The sequence below is a fragment of the Streptomyces sp. NPDC101165 genome (assembly GCF_044768135.1).
Classification (GTDB): domain Bacteria; phylum Actinomycetota; class Actinomycetes; order Streptomycetales; family Streptomycetaceae; genus Streptomyces.
This window is the reverse complement of record NZ_JBIWPG010000015.1, coordinates 188,558-211,046: the sequence shown is the minus strand read 5'-3', so window position 1 is coordinate 211,046 and position 22,489 is coordinate 188,558. Positions and strand designations below refer to the sequence as shown.

At 71.1% G+C, this 22,489-nt stretch carries 22 protein-coding genes and 1 tRNA gene; 13 read left to right on the top strand and 10 right to left on the bottom strand.

Annotated elements, in window-relative coordinates:
• Positions 1–39: 39 nt before the first annotated feature.
• Entirely contained in the window at positions 40–1,269 is a 1,230-nt protein-coding gene (locus ACIRVH_RS30395; protein ID WP_403959634.1) for a low temperature requirement protein A, read from the bottom strand.
• A 136-nt stretch (positions 1,270–1,405) separates the two neighbouring features.
• Between ACIRVH_RS30395 and ACIRVH_RS30390 the strand changes: the two genes are divergently transcribed.
• On the top strand, positions 1,406–1,582 hold the full coding sequence (locus ACIRVH_RS30390) for a hypothetical protein (RefSeq protein ID WP_145876429.1): 177 nt from the start codon (positions 1,406–1,408) through the stop codon (positions 1,580–1,582).
• A 19-nt stretch (positions 1,583–1,601) separates the two neighbouring features.
• Here ACIRVH_RS30390 and mscL read toward each other — a convergent pair whose 3' ends face one another.
• The 6 genes from mscL to ACIRVH_RS30360 form a co-directional block, all read right to left on the bottom strand.
• Positions 1,602–2,060 carry a large conductance mechanosensitive channel protein MscL gene (mscL, locus tag ACIRVH_RS30385; RefSeq protein ID WP_391334338.1) on the bottom strand — a complete coding sequence of 153 codons (459 nt, stop codon included), beginning with the start codon at positions 2,058–2,060 and terminating at the stop codon, positions 1,602–1,604.
• A gap of 138 nt (positions 2,061–2,198) precedes the next feature.
• The gene (locus tag ACIRVH_RS30380; RefSeq protein WP_403959631.1) at positions 2,199–2,771 is read right to left on the bottom strand and encodes a hypothetical protein; all 573 of its coding nucleotides are present in this window, start codon (positions 2,769–2,771) and stop codon (positions 2,199–2,201) included.
• 166 nt (positions 2,772–2,937) lie between these two features.
• Positions 2,938–3,771, bottom strand: coding sequence for an S-methyl-5'-thioadenosine phosphorylase (locus ACIRVH_RS30375; RefSeq protein WP_403959628.1), 834 nt, complete (start codon positions 3,769–3,771; stop codon positions 2,938–2,940).
• Between the two features lie 100 nt (positions 3,772–3,871).
• Positions 3,872–4,198, bottom strand: a complete 327-nt coding sequence (locus tag ACIRVH_RS30370) for an FmdB family zinc ribbon protein (RefSeq protein WP_403959625.1) — start codon at positions 4,196–4,198, stop codon at positions 3,872–3,874.
• A gap of 67 nt (positions 4,199–4,265) precedes the next feature.
• On the bottom strand, positions 4,266–5,564 hold the full coding sequence (locus tag ACIRVH_RS30365; protein ID WP_403959622.1) for an MFS transporter: 1,299 nt from the start codon (positions 5,562–5,564) through the stop codon (positions 4,266–4,268).
• 280 nt (positions 5,565–5,844) lie between these two features.
• Positions 5,845–7,395, bottom strand: coding sequence for a potassium/proton antiporter (locus ACIRVH_RS30360; RefSeq protein ID WP_403959619.1), 1,551 nt, complete (start codon positions 7,393–7,395; stop codon positions 5,845–5,847).
• Between the two features lie 223 nt (positions 7,396–7,618).
• Between ACIRVH_RS30360 and ACIRVH_RS30355 the strand changes: the two genes are divergently transcribed.
• A complete protein-coding gene (locus ACIRVH_RS30355; RefSeq protein WP_403959616.1) occupies positions 7,619–10,378 on the top strand; it encodes a penicillin acylase family protein in 2,760 nt (919 codons plus the stop codon).
• Between the two features lie 87 nt (positions 10,379–10,465).
• Here the strand turns inward: ACIRVH_RS30355 and ACIRVH_RS30350 are convergent, their stop codons facing one another.
• A complete protein-coding gene (locus tag ACIRVH_RS30350; protein WP_403959785.1) occupies positions 10,466–11,047 on the bottom strand; it encodes a 5-formyltetrahydrofolate cyclo-ligase in 582 nt (193 codons plus the stop codon).
• Positions 11,048–11,181: 134 nt separating this feature from the next.
• Here ACIRVH_RS30350 and galU point away from each other — a divergent pair, with 134 nt between their 5' ends.
• The 7 genes from galU to ACIRVH_RS30315 all read left to right on the top strand — a co-directional run bounded on the left by galU (position 11,182) and on the right by ACIRVH_RS30315 (position 16,730).
• Positions 11,182–12,093 carry a UTP--glucose-1-phosphate uridylyltransferase GalU gene (galU, locus tag ACIRVH_RS30345; RefSeq protein WP_403959613.1) on the top strand — a complete coding sequence of 304 codons (912 nt, stop codon included), beginning with the start codon at positions 11,182–11,184 and terminating at the stop codon, positions 12,091–12,093.
• The gene (gene glp, locus ACIRVH_RS30340) at positions 12,090–13,412 is read left to right on the top strand and encodes a gephyrin-like molybdotransferase Glp (protein WP_403959611.1); all 1,323 of its coding nucleotides are present in this window, start codon (positions 12,090–12,092) and stop codon (positions 13,410–13,412) included. The genes galU and glp overlap by 4 nt, the downstream gene beginning before the upstream one ends.
• 79 nt (positions 13,413–13,491) lie before the next feature.
• On the top strand, positions 13,492–14,004 hold the full coding sequence (gene moaC, locus ACIRVH_RS30335) for a cyclic pyranopterin monophosphate synthase MoaC (RefSeq protein ID WP_403959608.1): 513 nt from the start codon (positions 13,492–13,494) through the stop codon (positions 14,002–14,004).
• Positions 14,001–14,501, top strand: a complete 501-nt coding sequence (locus tag ACIRVH_RS30330) for a molybdenum cofactor biosynthesis protein B (RefSeq protein ID WP_403959605.1) — start codon at positions 14,001–14,003, stop codon at positions 14,499–14,501. Before moaC ends, ACIRVH_RS30330 begins: the two co-directional genes overlap by 4 nt.
• Before the next feature lie 20 nt (positions 14,502–14,521).
• On the top strand, positions 14,522–15,154 hold the full coding sequence (locus tag ACIRVH_RS30325) for a GNAT family N-acetyltransferase (RefSeq protein WP_403959602.1): 633 nt from the start codon (positions 14,522–14,524) through the stop codon (positions 15,152–15,154).
• A gap of 185 nt (positions 15,155–15,339) precedes the next feature.
• Positions 15,340–16,563 carry a gephyrin-like molybdotransferase receptor GlpR gene (gene glpR / locus ACIRVH_RS30320; RefSeq protein WP_403959599.1) on the top strand — a complete coding sequence of 408 codons (1,224 nt, stop codon included), beginning with the start codon at positions 15,340–15,342 and terminating at the stop codon, positions 16,561–16,563.
• A 93-nt stretch (positions 16,564–16,656) separates the two neighbouring features.
• Positions 16,657–16,730: transfer RNA gene (locus ACIRVH_RS30315), tRNA-Ala, on the top strand.
• A 49-nt stretch (positions 16,731–16,779) separates the two neighbouring features.
• Here ACIRVH_RS30315 and ACIRVH_RS30310 read toward each other — a convergent pair.
• Complete coding sequence (locus tag ACIRVH_RS30310; RefSeq protein WP_403959596.1) at positions 16,780–17,256, bottom strand: GNAT family N-acetyltransferase; 477 nt, start codon at positions 17,254–17,256, stop codon at positions 16,780–16,782.
• Between the two features lie 71 nt (positions 17,257–17,327).
• On the opposite strand from ACIRVH_RS30310, the gene ACIRVH_RS30305 reads away from it, so the two are divergent.
• Entirely contained in the window at positions 17,328–18,131 is an 804-nt protein-coding gene (locus tag ACIRVH_RS30305; RefSeq protein ID WP_403959594.1) for an exodeoxyribonuclease III, read from the top strand.
• Between the two features lie 9 nt (positions 18,132–18,140).
• Here ACIRVH_RS30305 and ACIRVH_RS30300 read toward each other — a convergent pair whose 3' ends face one another.
• A complete protein-coding gene (locus ACIRVH_RS30300) occupies positions 18,141–18,761 on the bottom strand; it encodes a MerR family transcriptional regulator (RefSeq protein ID WP_403959782.1) in 621 nt (206 codons plus the stop codon).
• 201 nt (positions 18,762–18,962) lie between these two features.
• Between ACIRVH_RS30300 and ACIRVH_RS30295 the strand changes: the two genes are divergently transcribed.
• From ACIRVH_RS30295 to ACIRVH_RS30285, 3 genes are read left to right on the top strand one after another with little or no spacing between them, the layout of a single operon-like run.
• Complete coding sequence (locus ACIRVH_RS30295; RefSeq protein ID WP_403959591.1) at positions 18,963–20,576, top strand: flavin-containing monooxygenase; 1,614 nt, start codon at positions 18,963–18,965, stop codon at positions 20,574–20,576.
• On the top strand, positions 20,573–21,529 hold the full coding sequence (locus ACIRVH_RS30290; RefSeq protein WP_403959588.1) for an alpha/beta fold hydrolase: 957 nt from the start codon (positions 20,573–20,575) through the stop codon (positions 21,527–21,529). The genes ACIRVH_RS30295 and ACIRVH_RS30290 overlap by 4 nt, the downstream gene beginning before the upstream one ends.
• Positions 21,526–22,410, top strand: a complete 885-nt coding sequence (locus ACIRVH_RS30285) for an SDR family oxidoreductase (protein ID WP_403959585.1) — start codon at positions 21,526–21,528, stop codon at positions 22,408–22,410. The genes ACIRVH_RS30290 and ACIRVH_RS30285 overlap by 4 nt, the downstream gene beginning before the upstream one ends.
• Positions 22,411–22,489: the final 79 nt, after the last annotated feature.

Below are 22,489 nucleotides of genomic sequence, written 5' to 3'. Positions count from 1 at the left end.
CGGTCAGTCTGGCCCAGCGCCAGAACGCGTCCGCGGGGTTCAGGCGGCCCGTGCCGTCGCGTTCGCGCGCCGTTCGCGGGCGACCATGCGCGTCGTGAGCGTGACCCCGACCACCACCGCGGCCGCGGACACGAGCCCCGCGGCGAGCACCGCCCACTCGCCCAGGAAGGTGCAGCAGACGACCAGCAGCGCCGTGACCGGAAGCACCAGCTGCTGGCTGATGCCGACCTTGAAATGCCGCGAGTGCAGCGCCCACACGGTCAGCAGGTACAGCGCCGTCGGCAGGGTCACGGCCGCCGAGGCGGACAGTGTCGAGATGTGCGCCTTGCCGACCGCCTGCTCCACCGCCAGGCCGGCGCCGATCGCCGCGGCCGAGGCGAAGATCAGGTAGTGGCCGTAGCCCCAGAGGAACGCCTGCCTGCTGGAGCGCAGGTGACCGTGGATGGGCACCACGAAGTAGATCCACCACGCGGCGAAGACGATCAGCAGGCCGCCCGCCGCGATCGGCAGCAGCTCGCCCAGCGCGTCGTGCTCGTCCAGCGCCGACTTCACGGCGACCGTGGCCGCGGCGATCGTCTCGCCGAGCACGATGATCGTGAACAGGCCGTACCGTTCGGCGATGTGGTGCGGATGCCAGGACGTGACACGGGCCCTCTCCGCGTAGACCGGCACGGACAGCTCCGCGACCACCATCACCAGGAACACCCAGAGCCGGGCCGGCTCTGGCAGCAGGATCAGCCCCAGCCAGCCGACCTGGCACAACAGCACACCGCACGCGTATCTGAGCGCCGCGGTCCGCTCCGGCCCCTCGGCCGATCGCGCCGCTCTCAGCCACTGCGCGACCATCGCCAGCCGCATGATCGCGTAGCCGAGCCAGACGACCAGGTAGTCGTGGTGCTCGAACGCCCGGGAGACGCCCGCCGCCAGTACCAGCACACCGGCGATCTGGACCAGGGTGACCACCCGGTAGAGCGCGTCGTCGTTGTCGTACGCCGAGGCGAACCAGGTGAAGTTCATCCAGGCCCACCAGATGGCGAAGAACACCATCGCGTAGTTCAGGATCCCGTTGCCCGCGTGCCCCCCGGCCACGGCGTGCACGAGTTGCACGCCCGCCTGTGCGATGGCCACCACGAAACACAGGTCGAAGAAGAGCTCCAGCGGGGAGGAGACCCGGTGCGCCTCGTCGCGCCTACGCGCGGTGAGCCGCCGCAGGGGCCCCTGGGACTTGTGCGCACCCGAGGCGGGCGCCGGAGCGGAACTGGACGTCATGCCTCCCAGGACAGCAGAAAACCGCGACAAAATCTTGTGAAGGGATTCACAATCCTGCCGGGGCCCGAAGTCTCGGAGAAACCGCCAGGTCAGAGGCGTCGCAGGGCCGCCCGGGCCGGGGCCGTACCCTGGGGACATGAGCACCGCCCCCGAACCCGAGTCGCGCGACCCGAAGCCCGCGCTGATCTTCGACGACCCGCTGAGCCAGCAGTCCTCGGACGACACCGACCGCGGGTGGGGCGAGCGCCCGGACGGCGACAGCGCCGCCGACCTCAAGCGCTTCCTCGACGAGAAGCCGCCCCACCACCTCTGAGCCGCCCGCGGGAGCGCCGCTAGCGCTCGTCGTGCCCCGACCCGCGCTGGGCGACCAGCGCGTCGCGGATCTCCTTGAGGACCTCCAGCTCGGTCACCTCGATGATCTCGTGCGTGCCCTCCCTCGCCTTCCGGCGGGCCTCCACCCGGGCCAGGTACTTCGCCATCGGCAGGACCATCAGGAAGTACACGACGGCCGCGGTGATCACGAAGCTCAGCGTCGCGCCGAGGACCGAGCCCCACATCAGCCGGATGCCCTGGTCGCCCTTGCAACTGCTGCTCAGGCACGAGCTGTAGTGGTCCAGGTTCTGCGTGCCGATGGCGCCCACCAGCGGGTTGATGAGCCCCTTCACCACCGAGTTGACGATGTTGGTGAAAGCGGCGCCGATGACCACCGCGACTGCCAGATCGACGACGTTGCCGCGCATCAGGAAGGCCTTGAAGCCCTGCCAGATGCTCGGTTCCTTCTTCGCGTTCACCTCGGGGACTCTCCTCGCGTGCGCAGGGTGTGGAACGAAACGCTCCGCAACCTACGGCACCGTGCGGCCATTGTGTCCAATTCCGTAGCTCGACCGAACGACGTGACGGCGGGTCGCAGAGACATCCGCCGAGGTGACTCAGCACAGCGTCACCGCCAGCCGTGCGGTCGCGCTCGCGCCCACGAGCCGCGCCGCCGCGGTGCGCGGCACCGACAGCACGACCAGCGCCCCGCTCTCGGACGCACCCTCCAGCGGCTCCGGCACCCTCGTCACCCGCACACCCCGCGCGAGCACCCGGGCGCCGCCTCCGGCCGACGGGTCCTCGGCCGCGATGACGTCGACGCGGTCGCCGGGCCGGAGCAGCCGGACGGTGGCGGCGTCCGAGATCCGCACCGGCGCCGTCACCATGTCCACCGCTCCGTGCCGTCGTGCGGGCTCCGTGGCCGGGTGCCCGCGGACCTGCTCGGCGCGGTGGGATTCCGACGCCGTCCGCGGCCCCGCCGCCACGAGCGCGGCCGCGGTCACGGCGAGGCCGGCCGCGAGAGCCCGCCTGCGACGCCGTACGAGCCGTTGCAGCTGATACCGCCCGCCGCGCACGCGCACCGGGGCGAAGTGCGGGACCTCGCAGGTCGCCGGGGCGTCGGTGCCGAGGGGCCGCGGGAGGCGGAGGGGAGGCGCGGCCGGACTGGGGGACGACGAGGTCAAGGGCATGGGGGGATCACCGCCTGCGACGAGGGATTTCGGCTTGCCCTGCCACGATGACGCCTCGCGCCGAAGCCCGCCGGAGCCGGTGGACTACTGAGGGGTTGTGGACAACTCACCCACCCGAACGGGGACTTCCGCTCGCCCCGTCTCCCGCGTCGCCCCGTCCCTCCCGCTACGGCAGCTCGAAGCCCGGGTCCATCCCGCCGAGCGCGTTCTTGCAGAGACAGTCCCGCGCTCCGGTCTCCGGCAGCGCCGCCACCGCGTCGAACAGCACGCCGCGCAACCGGTCCACGTTGGCCGCGAACACCTGCAGCACCTCCTCGTGGGAGACCCCCTCGCCGGTCTCGGCGCCGGCGTCCAGGTCGGTGACCAGGGTCAGCGACGCGTAGCAGAGCTCCAGCTCACGGGCGAGCGCCGCCTCGGGGTGGCCGGTCATGCCCACCACCGACCAGCCCTGCGCCTGATGCCACAACGATTCGGCCCGGGTCGAGAAGCGCGGCCCCTCGACCACGACCAGCGTGCCGCCGTCCACCGGTTCCCAGCCCTGTCCGCGCGCCGCCTTCAGCGCGGCGGCCCGTCCGGCGGGGCAGTAGGGGTCGGCCATGGACACGTGCACCACGTTGGGCACCGTGCCGTCGGGCAGCGGCAGCCCGTCGAAGTACGTCTGCACCCTGGCCTTCGTACGGTCCACCAGCTGGTCCGGTACGAGCAAGGTGCCCGGGCCGTACTCGGGGCGCAGCCCGCCGACCGCGCACGGGCCGAGGACCTGCCGGACCCCGACCGAACGCAGGGCCCAGAGGTTGGCGCGGTAGTTGATGCGGTGCGGTGGCAGGTGGTGGCCGCGGCCGTGCCGGGGCAGGAAGGCGACCCGCCGGCCGGCGATCTCGCCGAGGAAGAGGGAGTCGCTGGGCTGCCCGTAGGGGGTGTCCACCTGGACCTCGGTCACGTCGTCGAGGAACGAGTAGAAGCCCGACCCGCCGATTACACCGATCTCTGCGTTCGCCATGACGAGCACACTAGCTGGCTGCGAAAAGGCGGGGGAGCCGGTGCCCGGGTACACCTGGGGCCCTGCCGTCACGCGACGGCAGGGCCCGGGGAGTGAGATCTCAGGCCGCGGAGCTGCTGCTCGAGGAACCCGACGAGGACGAGGGCGAAGACGACGTCGAAGAGGACGTCGAGGACGCCGACGAGGACGACTTCGAGTCGGACGACGAGGAGCTGGACGACTTCGTCGCCGGGCTGCTGCTCGACGTGGAGCCGCGAGAGTCGTTGCGGTAGAAGCCGGAGCCCTTGAAGACGATGCCGACCGCGGAGAACACCTTCTTCAGGCGGCCACCGCAGTTGGGGCACTCGGTCAGGGCGTCATCGGTGAACTTCTGAACCGCCTCGAGGCCCTCGCCGCACTCGGTGCACTGGTACTGGTAGGTCGGCACTGTCTTCCTCCTGGCACTCTCACTCAATGAGTGCTAACGACGGTCCATAGTGACGTATTCCCGGGGATCAGTCCACCGTCACCGGTACGCGGTGACCGACGCCACGTGCGATCGTGCGGGTCTGGGACCGGGGGGCCAGCCGCGAACGCAGGGTGACCAGGGTGGCCAGCGCGAGCACGGTACCGGCCATCGGCACCAGGAAACCGGCACCGCCCCACAGGCGGTCCTCCAGCTGTCCGGCGACCGTGACGGCGGCCGCCTGACCGAGTGCGACGGCGCCGGTCAGCCAGGTGAAGGCCTCGGTGCGGGCCTCGGCCGGCACCAGGCTCTCGACCAGCGTGTAGCCGGTGATCAGGGCCGGTGCGATGCACATGCCGACCAGCAGGCCGAGACCGGCCAGCAGCAGCACCGAGTGCGCCGTCCACAGCGCGGACGCGGCCAGCGCGAGCGCGGCGTAGCCGAGGACCAGGCGGCGCTGCGGGGCGGCCTTCCAGGCGATCGCGCCGCAGACGATGCCGGAGAGCATGTTGCCTGCGGCGAAGGTGCCGTAGAGGACACCGTTGAGGCCGGGCTCGCCGATCGACTCGGTGAACGCCGCCAGCGACACCTGCATGCCGCCGAAGACCGACCCGATGCCCAGGAAGGTCACCACCAGCACCCGGACGCCCGGGACGCGCAGGGCGGAGGCGTGCTGCACGCGCGCGTGCCCGCTCTCGCCGGACACCGACGGCTGTGTGCTCTTCTGCGCGGCGAACAACAGACCGCCGACGAGCGTCAGCGCGGCCTCGGTCACCAGGCCCGCGGACGGGGTGACGGCGGTGCACAGCGCGGTCGCCAGCAGGGGCCCGAAGACGAAGGTCAGCTCGTCCGTGACGGACTCGAAGGCCGCCGCGGTGGTCATCAGGGGCGAGCCCTGGAGCTTCACGCCCCAGCGCGCACGCACCATGGGGCCGACCTGCGGGACCGAGGCGCCGGTCGGCACGGCCGCCACGAACAGCGCCCACAGGGGCGCGTGTGCCAGCGCGAGCGCCGTCAGGGTCAGGCCCGACAGCGTGTGCACCAGGACACCTGGGATCAGGACGGTGCGCTGCCCGTAACGGTCGGCGAGGCGGCCGCTGTACGGCGCGAACAGCGCCATGGAGACACCGGTGGCGGCCGCGGCGGCGCCTGCGGCGCCGTACGAGCCGGTGGTGTGCTGCACGAGCAGCACGATGGAGATGGTGAGCATCGCGAACGGCTGGCGCGCCGCGAAGCCGGGGAGCAGGAACGTCCAGGCGCCGCGGGTGCGCAGCAGCTGTCCGTATCCCGGGCGGGAAGAGGCCGGCGAGGTCGTCTCCGGTGCGGTGGTGGTGACCGTGGATCCCACGGCCCGTGCCTTTCTGCCGCCTGGTAGCGCGGGCCCCGTTGCGGGCCCGGGCGCCGAGAGCTGTCCTCTTGCGCAAACTGCGGTAGATACCGGCGCCCACTGTGGGTGGGGGTGGCCCGGCCGCCATACGGTCGCGCCAGCTCTGCGTCAGGCAGAGTTGGTTCGATCAGGGTGCGCCTTCATCGTACAGGGGGCACTGCCGCGCCCACCTGTGAAAATGAGCACCACGCCGTGCGGTCACCTGTGATTACCGGAGGTGTGAACCGTACGAAACGCCCCCTTAACGCGAGCTGCCCGCCCCGTCCGTGCCCAGCCAGCCGGCCAGCTTGCCGCCGTGGGCGACCGCACGCAGGCGCCGTTCCGCCGCGTCGCGCACGGGGTCGGTGGCGACGACGAGGAGTTCGTCCCCGTGCCGCAGCACCGTCGTGGGCAGCGGAACAAACGATTTTCCGTCCCGGACGACGAGGGTGACGGCGGCGCCGGGCGGCAGCCGCAGCTCGTTGACCTCGACGCCGTGCATCCGGGAGCCCTCGGGGATCGAGACGGACAGCAGATGCCCGCGCAGCCGCTCCAGGGGTGCCGACTCGATGCCGAGGTCGGACGCCTCGCCGGGCTCGCCCAGGCGCAGCCTGCCTGCCAGCCAGGGCAGGGTCGGCCCCTGGACGAGGGTGTAGACGACGACCAGCACGAAGACGATGTTGAAGATCCGCTGGCTGCCCGCGACGCCGTTCACCATGGGGATCGTCGCCAGGATGATGGGCACGGCGCCGCGCAGTCCCGCCCAGGACATCAGCGCCTGCTCCGGCCACGGCACCCGGAACGGGGCCAGGCTGAGCACGACGCTCAGCGGGCGGGCCACCATGGTCAGCGCGAGCCCGATGACGAGGGCCGGCCAGATGTCGTCGCCCAGCTCGTGCGGGGTGACGAGCAGGCCGAGCAGGACGAACATGCCGATCTGGGCGATCCAGCCGAGCCCCTCGGCGAAGCCGCGCGTGGCGGGCCAGTGCGGGAGCTTGGCGTTGCCGAGCATCATCGACGCCAGGTAGACGGCGAGGAAGCCGCTGCCGTGATCCAGTGCGCCGGCGGCGTAGGCCGTGACGGCGATCGCCAGCACGGCGATCGGGTAGAGGCCGGAGGCGGGCAGGGCGACGCGCTTGAGGGTCCAGGCCCCGAGCCAGCCCACCGTGAGACCCACGGCCGCGCCGATGGCCAGTTCCAGCGCTATCTCGCCCACCAGGACGTACCAGTGCTCGACCGGGCCGGCCGTGGAGAAGGCGACGACCAGGATGACCACCGGGGCGTCGTTGAAGCCGGACTCCGCCTCCAGCGTGCCCGCCACGCGCGCGGGGAGGGGGATCCTGCGCAGGACCGAGAAGACCGCCGCGGCGTCCGTCGAGGAGACCACCGCGCCGATGATGAGCGCCTGCCGCCAGTCCAGCCCGACCAGATAGTGCGCGCCCGCCGCGGTCGCGCCGACGCTGATCGCGACCCCCACCAGCGCCAGCATGGACGCGGACCCCAGGACCGGCCGGATCTCCTTCCACTTCGTGCCCAGACCGCCCTCGGCGAGGATCACGACCAGGGCCGCGTACCCGATGACCTGGGTCATCTCGGCGTTGTTGAAGTGGATGTTCCCGATGCCGTCCTGACCCATGAGGACGCCGATCCCCAGGTAGACGAGCAGGCTGGGGAGCCCGCTGCGTGAGGAGATCCGGACGGCCGCGACGGCGATCAGGAGGACCAGGGAGCAGACGAGCAGGAGCTGGTCGAGGTGGTGGACAGTCAGCGGCGGTTCCCTTCCTTGGCTCGCGCGGGGAGCGCGCGAGCTCACGTACACAAGACCCGAGGCTGCGGCGCACCGCACCCAAGTACTTCGTTACCTTACCTAACTCTTGACGCTTTCTTGACACTCGCCAGGGCAAGATCGAACGTCCGTGCGCGCCGGTTCCCGACTCCGCGTCAAGCGGCTCGGGGCCCTGCGCCTATGGTTGCTCCAGCGCTCATTCAAAGTCACAGCCCGACCTGCCGCTCGCGTTAGGACAGCAAGGACAGCGATGCCCCCCAACACCACCGCCACAACGGGTGACAAGCCCGGCAAGTCCGGCAGGAAGAAGGGGCGCAAAGCGCGACTTATCGTGCTGGTGCTCGTCCTGGCCCTCATCGGAGGCGTCGCCTACGGGGCTTACTGGTCGATCAGCACCGTCCGCGCCTCCTTCCCGCAGACCACGGGATCGATCACGCTCCAGGGTCTGTCGGGGCCCGTCGACGTCAAGCGGGACGGGAACGGCATCCCGCAGATCTACGCCTCGTCCGACGAGGACCTCTTCATGGCGCAGGGCTTCGTCCAGGCGCAGGACCGGTTCTACGAGATGGACGTGCGCCGGCACATGACCTCCGGGCGCCTGTCGGAGATGTTCGGCAAGGGGCAGGTCAAGAACGACGAGTTCCTGCGCACCCTCGGCTGGGACCGGATCGCCAAGGAGGAGTACGACACCAAGCTGTCGGCCTCCACGAAGAAGTACCTCGACGCCTACGCCAAGGGCGTCAACGCCTACCTCCAGGGCAAGGACGGCGAGGACATCTCCCTGGAGTACGCGGCTCTGGGCTTCACCAACGACTACAGGCCGCAGAAGTGGACCCCGGTCGACTCGGTCTCCTGGCTGAAGGCGATGGCCTGGGACCTGCGCGGCAACATGCAGGACGAGATCGACCGCGCCCTGATGACCAGCCGTCTCGGCCCGCAGCAGATCGAGGACCTGTACCCCGAGTACCCCTACAGCCGCAACAAGCCGGTCGTCCAGGAGGGCCAGTACAGCGACGTGGCCAAGGCCTTCCGGCGGGGCGGTGCCACGAGCGGCTCCCAGGGCACGACCGGCGCGACCGGCTCCGCCACCTCGGCCACGGCCGGTTCGGCCGTCACGAGCCAGCTGGCGGGCCTCTACAAGGTCCTGGACAATGTGCCCACCGCGGTCGGCGTGAACGGCCAGGGCATCGGCTCCAACTCCTGGGTCGTCGCCGGGAAGTACACCATCACCGGCAAGCCGCTGCTCGCCAACGACCCGCACCTGTCGGCGTCGCTGCCGTCCGTCTGGTACCAGATGGGCCTGCACTGCCGCACCGTCTCCAGCAAGTGCCAGTACGACGTCACCGGCTACACCTTCGCCGGCATGCCCGGCGTGATAATCGGCCACAACGCGGACATCGCCTGGGGCATGACCAACTCCGGGGTCGACGTCACCGACCTGTACCTGGAGAAGGTCAGCGGCAACGGCTACCTGTACGACGGCAAGGTCCGGCCCTTCAAGAGCCGCGAGGAGACCATCAAGGTCGCCGGCGGCAAGTCCAAGGCCATCGTCGTACGCCAGACCGCCGACGGGATGCCGCTGCTGTCCGACCGTGACGACGAACTCGTCCAGGTCGGCAGGAAGGCCGCCGTCAACACGGCCGCGCCCGACCGCGGTGACGGCTACGGCATCGCCCTGAGGTGGACGGCGCTCGACCCGGGCACCTCCATGGACGCCGTGTTCGCCCTCGACAAGGCAGCCAGCTGGAGCGACTTCCGCTCCGCCGCCGCCCTGTTCGACGTGCCCTCGCAGAACCTGGTCTACGCCAGCACGGACAACCACATCGGCTACACCCTGCCCGGCAGGATCCCCACCCGCTCCTCGGTGGACGACGGCTCCATCCCGGCGCCGGGCTGGGACTCGAAGTACCGCTGGACCGGCTTCATCAAGCAGAACGAGCTGCCCTACGAGTACGACCCCGAGCGGGGCTACATCGTCACCGCCAACCAGGCCGTGGTCGACAAGGACAAGTACCCGTACACGCTCACCACCGACTGGGGCTACGGCGCCCGCAGCCAGCGCATCACCGACCTGATCGAGTCCAAGATCAAGGGCACGGGCAAGATCTCCACCGACGACATGCGCCAGATGCAGCTGGACAACAGCAGCGAGATCGCCAAGCTGCTGGTGCCCAAGCTGCTGAAGATCAACCTCGACGACAAGAACGTCCGGGAGGCGCAGAAGCTGCTGGAGGGCTGGGACTACACCCAGGACGCCGACTCCGCGGCGGCCGCCTACTTCAACTCCGTGTGGCGCAACATCCTCAAGCTCGCCTTCGGCAACAAGCTCCCCAAGGAGCTGCGCGTCAAGGGCCAGTGCCTGTGGGTCGACAAGATCGACAGCACCGGCCCGGTGGACGACGACACGAAGGTCCGCGAGTGCGGCCAGCGCGACGCCGACCAGGCGCAGCCGGACGGCGGCGACCGCTGGTTCGAGGTCGTGCGCACGCTGATGGACAAGCCGGACAGCGACTGGTGGAAGACGCCCAAGTCGGGCACCCGCCCGGAGGCGAACAACCGCGACCAGCTGTTCGCCCGCGCCATGATCGACGCCCGCTGGGAGCTGACCGCCAAGCTCGGCAAGGACATCGACACCTGGAGCTGGGGCCGGCTGCACCGCCTGTTCCTGAAGAACCAGACGCTCGGCACCGAGGGCCCCGAGTTCCTCCAGTACGTCCTCAACCGCGGTCCCTGGAAGCTCAGCGGCGGCGAGGCCACCGTCAACGCGACCGGCTGGAACGCCGCCGGCGGCTACGGCGTCGTCTGGGTGCCGTCGATGCGCATGGTCGTCAACCTCAAGGACCTCGACAAGTCCAAGTGGATCAACCTGACCGGAGCCTCCGGACACGCCTACAGCGCCCACTACACCGACCAGACCGGCAAGTGGGTCAAGGGCGAGCTGCTGCCCTGGTCGTTCTCGGACAAGGCGGTCGACGCGAGCACGAGCGACGCACTGGTCCTCAAGCCGTGATCAGCTGACGGCAGACCGACGGGACGGGCCCCCTCCACGCACGCGTGGAGGGGGCCCGTCCCGTATGCGGACCAGGGCCTCGCCCGGTCAGGCGCCCGTGAAACGGCGCACACCCGACGGCGTCACCACCGCGTGCACCGGCTGATCGTGCGCCTCCTCCGGGACGCGTGCGACGACTTCCGTGTCGTACAGGAGCACCACGAGCGCGGGGCGCGCGCCCGCCCGCTCCAGACGTGCGAGCACCCGGTCGTACGACCCTCCGCCGCGCCCCAGGCGCATCCCGCGCGCGTCCACCGCGAGCCCGGGCAGCAGAACGACGTCCGCCGCGATCACGGCGTCCGGGCCGAGGCGCTCGCCGAAGGGCTCGAACAGGGCCATTTTTCCGCCATGTTGGATCCGCGCGAGGGAGCCCGGACCGGCGTACTCGCCCCAGTCCAGGTCGTTGTCGGGCAGGAGCGCCGGGAGCAGGACGCGCACGCCCCGCGCGCGCAGCGCGTCCAGCAGGGCGAGCGTGCCGGGCTCGCTCCCGACGGAGACGTACGCCGCCACCGTGCGCGCACGCGCCAGTTCGGGCAGTTCAAGGGCGCGCTCGGCCAGCGTGTCGCCCGCCTCCCGTACGACATCCTCCGGCAACCTGTTCCTCACCGCGAGGAACTCCCGTCGCAACATTCGCTTGTCAGGCTCGCTCATACGTCCGTCGTGTACCACTGGTCGTTCTTGCACCCTTCTTAATGCGCTCATATGAGGGCCAATTAACCGGAGCCGCAGATTCCTTACCAAAGGCACCGGATAAGGTTGCGGACATGACTCAGTCGCACCCCAGGATCAGCAAGGCTGTCATTCCCGCAGCGGGCCTCGGTACCCGGTTCCTGCCGGCCACCAAGGCCACTCCCAAGGAGATGCTGCCGGTCGTGGACAAGCCGGCGATCCAGTACGTGGTCGAGGAGGCCGTGTCGGCGGGGCTCGACGACGTCCTCATGATCACCGGACGCAACAAGCGTCCGCTGGAGGACCACTTCGACCGCAACTACGAGCTGGAGTCGGCGCTCGAGAAGAAGGGCGACGCCGAGCGGCTCGCGAAGGTCCAGGAGTCCAGCGACCTGGCCACCATGCACTACGTGCGCCAGGGCGACCCCAGGGGCCTCGGCCACGCCGTCCTGTGCGCCGCGCCGCACGTCGGACACGAGCCCTTCGCGGTCCTCCTCGGTGACGACCTGATCGACCCGCGCGACCCGCTGCTCCAGCGCATGATCGAGGTCCAGGAGCAGCACGGCGGCAGCGTGATCGCGCTCATGGAGGTCGCGCCCGAGCAGATCCACCTCTACGGCTGCGCGGCCGTCGAGGCCACCTCAGAGGGCGACGTGGTCAAGGTGACCGGGATGGTCGAGAAGCCGGACCCGGCGGACGCCCCGTCGAACTACGCGATCATCGGCCGCTACGTCCTCGACCCGCACATCTTCGACATACTCCGCAAGACCGAGCCCGGTCGCGGCGGCGAGATCCAACTGACCGACGCCCTCCAGCAGCTGGCCCAGGACGAGAAGGTCGGCGGCCCCGTGCACGGCGTCGTCTTCGAGGGCCGCCGCTATGACACCGGCGACCGTGGCGACTACCTGCGTGCCATTGTCAGACTGGCGTGCGAACGTGAAGACCTGGGCCCGGAGTTCCGGACCTGGCTTCGCAGTTTCGTAGCCGAGGAGATGCAGCAACGTTGAGCAACGCCGCGACCAGCCCCGCCGGCCCGGACCACCTCTGGTCGGTGGACGAGCACCTGGAGGACATCCTCACCACCGTCCGTCCCCTCGAACCCATCGAGCTGCAGCTGCTCGACGCCCAGGGCTGCGTCCTGGTCGACGACATCACGGTGCCGGTCTCCCTGCCACCGTTCGACAACAGCTCCATGGACGGGTACGCGGTGCGGGTCGCGGACGTGGCCGGTGCCACCGAGGAGTTCCCGGCCGTCCTCGAGGTCGTCGGGGACGTCGCGGCAGGCTCGGCCGACCTGATCCGGGTCGGGCCCGGCCAGGCCGCCCGCATCATGACCGGCGCCCCGCTGCCGCCCGGCGCCGAGGCCGTCGTCCCCGTCGAGTGGACCGACGGCGGGCTCGGCGAGGGCCCCGTGAGCGGGATGCGGGCCCGCAGCCTGGCCCCCGAGGGCGCCGAGGGGCAGGTGCGCGTGCACCGCTCCGCGGAGGCACGCGCGCACGTGCGCGCCAGGGGCAGCGACGTGAAGGCCGGAGACCTGGCCCTGGAAGCCGGGACGATCCTCGGCCCGCCGCAGATCGCGCTGCTCGCCGCGATCGGCCGGGGCACGGTTCGGGTGCGCCCGCGCCCGCGCGTGGTCGTCGTGTCCACGGGCAGCGAACTCGTCCAGCCCGGCGAGGATCTGGGCAACGGCCAGATCTACGACTCCAACAGCTTCGCCCTCACCGCGGCCGCCCGTGACGCGGGCGCCATCGCCTACCGGGTGGGCGCCGTCGCCGACGACGCCGACATCCTCCGCTCCACCATCGAGGACCAGCTCATCCGCGCCGACCTGCTGGTGACCACGGGCGGGGTGAGCGTCGGGGCGTACGACGTCGTCAAGGAAGCGCTGTCGCACGTCGGCGACGAGGACGAGGCGGGCGGCGGCATCGACTTCCGCAAGATCGCCATGCAGCCCGGCAAGCCCCAGGGCTTCGGCTCCATCGGCCGCGACCACACGCCCCTGCTGGCCCTGCCCGGCAACCCCGTGTCGTCGTACGTCTCCTTCGAACTGTTCGTCCGCCCCGCGATCCGCACCCTGATGGGCCTCGAGGACGTCCACCGGCCCCGCACCCGGGCCACCCTCAAGGCGGACAAGGCGCTCGGCTCCCCCAAGGGGCGCCGGCAGTTCCTGCGCGGCAAGTACGCCGACGGCGAGGTGACCCCCGTGGGCGGCTCGGGCTCCCACCTGATCGCGGCGCTGGCGCAGGCCGACGCCCTGATCGTCGTCCCCGAGGACGTGGAGTCCGCCGAGCCCGGTACGGACGTGGAGGTCGTGCTGCTCGGCTGACGAGCGGGCGGTACCGTGTCGCGCACAACAGGCCCGTGCACCGCACTGCGACGGGCCCTGACCGGGAGCGCCACACACCATGACTGTGCCTTCCCGGGGGGAGACCCCCGGACGCCCTGTGCAGGACCGACTGACCCACATCGACGACGCGGGCGCGGCCCGCATGGTCGACGTGTCCGGGAAGGACGTGACCGCGCGCACCGCCCGCGCCAGCGGCCGGGTCCTGGTGTCACCGCGGGTGGTCGAGCTGCTGCGCGGTGAGGGGGTGCCCAAGGGGGACGCCCTGGCGACCGCGCGCATCGCGGGCATCATGGGCGCCAAGCGCACCCCGGACCTGATCCCGCTGTGCCACCCGTTGTCGGTGTCCGGTGTGAAACTGGATCTGTCGGTCGCGGACGACGCCGTGGAGATCCTGGCCACCGTGAAGACGACGGACCGCACGGGCGTCGAGATGGAGGCCCTCACCGCGGTGACGGTCGCCGCGCTCACCGTGATCGACATGGTCAAGGCGGTCGACAAGGGAGCGGTCATCACGGACGTGCGGGTGGAGGAGAAGACGGGCGGCAAGTCGGGCGACTGGAGCCGGTCATGACGTACCGAGCGCTGGTGGTCACCGCCTCCAACCGGGCTGCCGCGGGGGTCTACGAGGACAAGGGCGGCCCCCTGATCGCCGACGGCCTGCGGGGCTTCGGCTTCGAGGTCGACGGCCCTCGGGTCGTCCCGGACGGGGACCCGGTGGAGGCGGCCCTGCGCGCCGGTGCCGACGCCGGGTACGACGTCGTCGTCACCACCGGCGGCACCGGTGTCTCGCCCACCGACCGCACGCCCGAGGCGACCCGCGCGGTGATCGACTACGAGGTGCCGGGCATCCTGGAGGCCATCCGGGCGTTCGGACGGCAGAAGGTGCCGACCGCGGCGCTGTCCCGGGGCCTGGCCGGGGTGGCCGGGCGGACCCTGATCGTCAATCTGCCGGGCTCCACCGGCGGCGTGCGGGACGGCCTCGCCGTCCTGGAGCCGCTGCTGGTCCACGCCGTCGACCAGATCCGCGGCGGCGACCACCCGAGACCCAGTAGTGGGGGTGCGAGCTGAACAGCCCTTCCTGGCCCGTCGTGCTGGCGGACGGAGACGTCGTCCTCCGGCCGATAAAGCTGCGCGACCAGCGGGCCTGGCGTGAGGTGAACCGGCGCAACAGGGACTGGCTGCGCCCCTGGGAGGCGACCATCCCGCCGCCCACGCCGAGCGGGCCGATCACGCACCGGCCGACCTACCGCCAGATGGTCCGGCATCTGCGGTCCGAGGCCCACGCGGGCCGGATGCTGCCGTTCGTCATCGAGTACCAGGGGCAGCTCGTCGGGCAGTTGACGGTCGCCGGGATCACCTGGGGATCGATGTGCTCGGGCCACGTCGGCTACTGGGTGGACGAGGCGGTGGCCGGGCACGGGGTGATGCCGACGGCCGTCGCGCTCGTGGTGGACCACTGTTTCCGCACCGTCGGGCTGCACCGCATCGAGGTCTGCATTCGCCCCGAGAACCGGCCCAGCCGCCGGGTCGTGGAGAAACTCGGATTCCGCGAGGAGGGGCTGCGGCCGCGTTATCTGCACATCGACGGAGCCTGGCGCGACCACCTCGTCTTCGCGCTCACGGCGGAAGAAGTGCCGGAGGGGTTGCTCGGGCGCTGGCAGCGGGCACGCTCTCAGCAGACGCGGCACACGCAGGAGAACACCCCCGGGAATCCCGCCTAGGCCCGAAATTGAATACGTGTTCGAAATTGATCGGCCGATGACCGTCTCGGTGCATTGAATTGGGCGGCTCGGACGGTCCGCTGATCGCATCGGTCGCAAAAAAAGCTGGAAATATCAGCCAGATCGTGCGACACACCGGCCCAATTGGCGGATGGCCTCACGCAAACCCCTCTACCGTGTGAGGCGTGAGCAGCAGCGGCCTCATCTACGCAGTCATTGTCGGGGCCTGGGCCGCCTACTTGGTGCCGATGTGGCTCCGTAGGCAGGACGAGCTGAACGAGGCCCGTCCGACGGAACGCTTCAGCACCGCCATCCGGCTGCTGTCCGGACGGGCGGGGATGGAGCGTCGGTACGCCAGGGACCTGCGGGCGCGCTCCGCCCAGGAGGGGGAGCCGGACGCCAGTGATCCGGACGCCGCCACCGACTCGGTGGACGTCCGGGCCTTCGCCATGCCTCCGACCCGCCGTCAGGCGCGCGCGGAGGCCGGGGCGGAGGTGCCCGGGCGGACGGAACCGGTACGCGACCAGCCCGTCATCCCGGCACCCAAGTCCCCCTCCGCGTCCGCGCATCACTCGCCCGGCGCCTCCGCCTCCGCGTCCGCGCAGAAGCGAGTGCCGGCCGCGCGGCGCGCGCCCTCGGCACAGGCGTCCGCGGCGCGCGCCCGGCGCTCGAAGGTGCTGGCGCGCCGTCGACGCACCACCGTGATGCTCTTCGTCGCCTTCACGCTCGGCGCGATCGTCGCCGCCGTCGGAGGCCTCGCCTTCCTGTGGGCGCCCGCCGTACCCGCCGTCATGCTCAGCGCGTACATCGCCTACCTGCGCTCCCAGGAGCACCGCCGGTTCGCCTACCAGATGGACCGCCGGCGCGCCGAGGTCGCGGCCCAGCGGCTGCGCGAACGCCAGCCGCGCCGGCGGGCGCCCCTCGACACGGGCCCCGTCGCCGACGAACCGGACGAGGGACCAGAGACCGAGACCGACACCGGCCTCTCCGCGCTCGCCGCGGACCGCCGCGCCCTCGTGGAGCAGACCGACCACGCCGAGTGGGTCGACCAGCAGCAGCGGGAGCGCCAGCGGCGGCCCGGGCACGGGGACAGCTGGGACCCGGTGCCGGTGCCCCTGCCGACGTACGTGACCGCGCCGGTCGCGCCGCGGGCCACCTCCGACGTGGACCTGGGGGCGCCCGACACATGGAGTTCGGCGCGTTCCAGCTCCGTCGTGCCGGAGCAGGAGGCGAGTCGCGCGCCGGAGGCCGAGGAGGGCGAGGCGGCACTCGAGTCCGAGGACAAGTCGGCGGACGGCCGGAGCGACGCCCGCCGCGCGGCCTCCGCCCGCCGCTCGCGCGAGCGCGGACGCACCCCCCTCTTCGACCAGTACGAGGACGGGGACCGGCCGCGCGCGGCCAACGAGTGACCGCCGTCACGCAGCCGGAAGCCCGCCTCTGACCAGTCAGGGAACGGATTTCCAAGCACCCCGACGGGGATGCTAGAGTTTCACTCGTTGCAAGGGCCTGTGGCGCAGTCCGGTAGCGCACCTCGTTCGCATCGAGGGGGCCAGGGGTTCAAATCCCCTCAGGTCCACGCATCATGAAGCCCCGGTCGGCAGTAGCCGACCGGGGCTTCATCGCGTCTACAGCTGCTTCGCGTAGCAGAGGCTCTCCTCGTAGTGGCGGTAGTAGCCGAACTTGGCGCAGGGCTCGTAACCGCTCGAGGTGTACAGGGCGATGGCCTCCGGCTGCTTGGTGCCGGTCTCCAGGACCATGCGGACGCGGCCGGCCGCGCGGGCGTCCTCCTCCAGGGCGGAGAGGATGCGGCGGGCGAGACCCCGCCCGCGCATCGCGTCGACGACGAACATGCGCTTGAGCTCGGCGTCGCCGTCCTCGTTGCCCTCCTCGTTGAGGTCCTGGCTGCGCCAGCCGCCGGTGGCCAACGGGCGGTCGTGCTCGTCGTAGGCGATCAGGTACGCGCCCCGGGGCGGGGCGAAGTCGGCGGTGTCGAGGACCGTGGCGTCGCCGCCGTCGCCGTAGCGCACGTGGTACTCGGCCTGGACCTCGTCGTTGAGCTTGACGGCGTCGGGATGATCGAAACGAACACGACGTATATTCATGCTAAGTATCGTACTTCTATGCAGAGGGTGGGAAGCGCGGACCACGACCAGTGTGCCGGTATCGTGCCCTGGTGCTGACTGTGACCTCGGTGAACGTGAACGGGCTGCGGGCCGCCGCCAAGAAGGGCTTCGTGGAGTGGCTCGCCCAGGCCTCCGCGGATGTCGTCTGCCTGCAGGAGGTGCGCGCCGAACCGCACCAGCTGCCGGAGGAGGTCCGGCAGCCCGACGGCTGGCACGTCGTGCACGCCCCGGCGGCCGCCAAGGGGCGCGCGGGCGTCTCCCTGTACACGCGGCGCGAGCCCGACCGTGTCCGGGTCGGCTTCGGGTCGGCCGAGTTCGACGGCAGCGGGCGCTACGTCGAGGCCGACCTGCCCGGTGTGACCGTCGCCTCGCTCTACCTGCCCTCCGGTGAGGTCGGCACCGAGCGCCAGGACGAGAAGGTCCGCTTCATGGGCGAGTTCCTCGTCCACCTCAAGGAGCTGCGCGAGCGGGCCGCCGCCGACGGGCGCCAGGTGGTCGTCTGCGGCGACTGGAACATCGCCCACCAGCAGACCGACCTCAAGAACTGGCGCGGCAACACCAAGAACTCGGGCTTCCTGCCCGAGGAGCGGGAGTGGCTCGGCCGGGTCCTCGCCGCGGAGGACGGCGGCTACGTCGACGTCGTACGCGCCCTGCACCCCGACGTCGAGGGACCGTACACCTGGTGGTCGTACCGTGGGCGGGCTTTTGACAACGACTCGGGATGGCGCATCGACCACCACGTGGCCACCCCGGGGCTCGCGGCCAAGGCGGTCAAGGGGCTCGTGGAGCGCGCGGCCACGCACGCCGAGCGGTGGTCCGACCATGCGCCGGTGACGGTCGTGTACGACCTGTAGGAGCGCCGCTCAGCCCCGCTTGTTGAGCCGCCGGTCCAGGGCAAGGGACAGTTCCGCCTCCACGACGCTCCGGGCGAGTGGGCGCAGGCGGTGCAGGTCCTCCTCGGGGGCGTGGCGCAGGATCAGGTCGCGGAAGAGTTCGGCGAGGGCGTCGGCGTGTTCGCGGACGCGTTTTCCCGCCGCCAGCACCTCCGCGAGGGGTATGCCCTCGCGGACCAGGGCCGAGGAGACGTCCAGCAGGCGGCGGCTGATGTGGACGATCTCGTCGCCGTCGGTGCCGAGATAGCCCAGATCCATGGCGGCGGCGAGGTTCTCGGGGGTGACCTCGCCCTCGAAGCGGGCGGCGAGTTCCTCGGGGGTGAGGTGGACCGGCTCCTCCTCGGTGGGGGTGCCGACGCCGAGCAGGTCGGCGACGTCGCGGCCCTGGTCGAGGGCCTCCGCGAGTTCCGCGATGCCGTTGAGGGTGTGACCGCGCTCCAGCAGTGCCGAGATCGTGCGCAGGCGGGCCAGGTGGTGGTCGTCGTACCAGGCGATACGGCCCTCGCGGCGGGGTGGCCGGATCAGCTTGCGCTCGCGGTAGAAGCGCAGCGTGCGCACGGTGATGCCGGCCAGGCGGGCCAGCTCCTCCATGCGGTACTCGCGCGGTGCGCCGACCTTGCCGCTGCCCTGCTCGTCCTTGCGTTCGCCGTCGTCTGCCACGTCCGAAGCCTATGTTGTACCGCCGGTAACTTTCCTTTCTCCGCCCCCTACCGCTCGGTACGGAGCTGCTCTACAGTCCCATTGCGCCAGTGTTCACTGGCAGAGTCCAAGGCGATGCGTGGAGGCTTCGGGATGGCCGAGCACGAGCATGTACGAGTGGCGGTGATCGGGTCCGGGTTCGGCGGACTGGGAGCCGCGGTGCGGCTGCGCCGCGAGGGGATCACCGACTTCGTCGTCCTGGAGCGGGCCGACAGCGTCGGCGGCACCTGGCGGGACAACAGCTACCCCGGGTGCGCCTGCGACGTCCCCTCCCACCTGTACTCCTTCTCCTTCGCGCCCAACCCGGACTGGCCGCGCACCTTCTCCGGACAGCAGCACATCCGCGCCTACCTGGAGCACGTCACCGACGTCTTCGGGCTGCGCCCGCACATCCGCTTCGGCTCCGAGGTGAAGCTGATGACCTGGGACGGCGAGCGGCTGTGCTGGGAGATCGAGACGGCCCGGGGGACGCTGACCGCCGACGTCGTCGTCTCCGCCACCGGGCCGCTGTCCGACCCGAAGATCCCACAGATCCCGGGGCTCGACTCCTTCCCGGGCAAGGTGTTCCACTCGGCCCGCTGGGACCACGACCACGACCTGCGCGGCAAGCGCGTCGCCATGGTCGGCACCGGCGCCTCCGCCATCCAGATCGTGCCCGCCATCCAGCGCCAGGTGGGCCGGCTCACCCTCTTCCAGCGCACCCCGCCCTGGGTGATGCCCCGCGTGGACCGCGCCATCAGCGGCGCCGAGCGCCGGCTGCACCGGGCGCTGCCCTTCACCACCCGGCTGCGGCGCGGGCTGCTGTGGGGGCTCCGGGAGCTGCAGGTGCAGGCGTTCACCAAGCATCCCGACGAACTCGGCCTGGTCGAGCAGCTCGCCAAGCGCAACATGGCCCGCGCCATCAAGGACCCGGCCCTGCGCGCCAAGCTCACCCCGGACTACCGCATCGGCTGCAAGCGGATCCTGCTGTCCAGCGAGTACTACCCGGCGCTCGCCCGGCCGAATGTGGACGTCGTCGCGAGCGGGCTCACCGAGATCCGAGGGTCGACCGTGATCGCCGCCGACGGCACCGAGGCCGAGGTCGACGTGATCATCTTCGGTACGGGCTTCCACGTCACGGACATGCCCATCGCCGAGCGCGTGGTCGGCGCGGCGGGCGGCACGCTCGCGGAGTCCTGGAAGAACGGCATGCAGGCGCTGCGCGGCGCCTCGGCCGCCGGGTTCCCGAACTGGATGACGATCATCGGGCCCAACACCGGGCTCGGGAACTCCTCCATGATCCTCATGATCGAGTCCCAGCTGAACTACATGGCCGACTATCTGCGTCAGCTCGACGTCCTGGGGGTCCCCCCAGGCCCTCAAGGCACTGGGGGAGGGCGCACCGCCCTCGACGCCCGGCCCGCGGCCGTCGACGACTGGAACCACAAGGTCCAGGAGCGCATGAAGCGGACCGTGTGGAACACCGGCGGCTGCACCAGCTGGTACCTCGACGCGAGCGGCCGCAACACCACCATCTGGCCCGGTACGACGTCCGAGTTCCGGCGCGCGACCCGGCGGGTGGACCTGGCGGAGTACGAGGTGATCCGGAAGGCCGAGGAGAAGCCGAAGGCCGAAGAGACGCCGAAGGCCCAGGAGCAGCCGAAGGTGGCGCCCGCCGAGAAGAAGGCCCCCAAGAAGGCCGAGAAGAAGAGCGAGGCCGCCGCATGAGCCGTCTGACCTCCGTGACCTCCGGCCCCTACGCCCCGCCCGCCCCCGCCCGCACCCTCACCGTGGTCTCCGCCGACGGCGCACGCCTGCACGTCGAGATCCACGGACCCGAGGACGCGCCCCCCGTCGTCCTCTCCCACGGCTGGACCTGCTCGACCGCGTTCTGGGCGGCGCAGATACGGGAGTTGGCGGCCGACCACCGGGTGATCGCGTACGACCAGCGGGGGCACGGGCGCAGTCCCGCGAGCCCCGCGTGCACCACCGACGTGCTGGCGGACGACCTCGAAGCGGTGCTCGCACAGACGCTGGAGCCCGGGGAGAAGGCCGTGGTCGTCGGCCACTCCATGGGCGGGATGACGGTCATGGCTGCCTCCGCGCGCCCCCGTTTCCGCGCACACGCCGCCGCCGTACTGCTGTGCAGCACCGGCAGTTCGCGGCTGGTCGCGGAGTCGCGGGTGGTGCCGCTGCGCGCCGGGCGGGTGCGCACCTGGATCACCGGGCACATTCTCGGTTCGCGCGCCCCTCTCGGCCCGGTCACGCCCGTCGCGAAGCGCATCCTCAAGTACGCCACCATGGGCGCCGGTTCCGCCCCGCACATGGTGGAGGCGTGCGCGCGGATCGTGCACGCCTGCCCGCGCGCCGTGCGCCACGCCTGGGCCGCCGTACTCGCGGCGCTCGACCTCGACCACGGCGTACGGGAGTTGCACGTGCCCACCGAGGTGGTGCACGGCGCATCCGACCGGCTGACGCCTCCCGTGCACGCCCGCGCGCTGGCGGCCGCGCTGCCCCGGTGCATCGGCCTCACCGAACTCCCCGGCGTCGGCCACATGACCCCGATCGAGGCCCCGGAGTTGATGACCGGCAAGATCCGGGAACTCGTCACCACGTACGTCACGGGGAACGCCCCCGAGTCCCACCCCACCCCCGCGCAGCAGATCAAGGAGGGCGCATGAGCAGGGTCAGCCTCGAAGGGCAGGTCGCCGTCGTCACGGGAGCGGCGCGCGGCGTCGGCGAGTTGCTCGCGCGCAAGCTGTCCGCGCGCGGTGCCAAGGTGGCGCTCGTCGGACTGGAGGAGGAGGCGCTCAAGGAGGTCTCCGAGCGGCTGCACAGCGACAGTGCGCACTGGTACGCCGACGTCACCGACCACGAGACGATGAGCCGGGTGGCGCAGGAGGCCAAGGACCGGTTCGGCAAGGTCGACATCGTCGTGGCCAACGCCGGTGTGGCGACCGGCGGGCCCTTCGCCGACTCCGATCCGCAGGCCTGGCGGCGCGTGATCGAGGTGAACCTGATCGGTTCGGCGGTGACGGCCCGGGCCTTCCTGCCGGTGCTCACCGAGAGCCGCGGCTACCTGCTGCAGATCGCCTCGCTCGCCGCGATGACCCCGGCGCCGATGATGACGGCGTACTGCGCCTCCAAGTCGGGCGTGGAGGCGTACGCGCACAGTCTGCGCGCCGAGGTCGGCTACCAGGGCGTGCGCGTCGGCGTCGGGTACCTGTCCTGGACCGACACCGACATGGTGCGCGGGGCCGACCAGGACGACGTCATGCGGGAGCTGAGGCAGCGGCTGCCGTGGCCGTCGAACAAGACGTACCCGCTGGGCCCGGCGGTGGACCGGATCGTCGCCGGTATCGAGCGGCGCTCGGCGCACGTGTACGGCCAGTGGTGGCTGCGCGGCATGCAGGGCGTGCGCGGGTATCTGCCGGCGCTCATCGGCACCGTCGGCCAGCGCGAGATGCGGCGGTTCGCGCCCCGTTTGCAGGGGATGCGTTCCGGGCTCGTCGGCGCAGGTGGCGCGGCTGACGAAGAGGCGAGGACTACGCACCGTAACTGATCGACATGCGTTCCGTGTCCACCCGTGTGAATCTGGTCGAGGCCCCTCCGAGGGGCCGCCCCCCACCCACACCCACCAC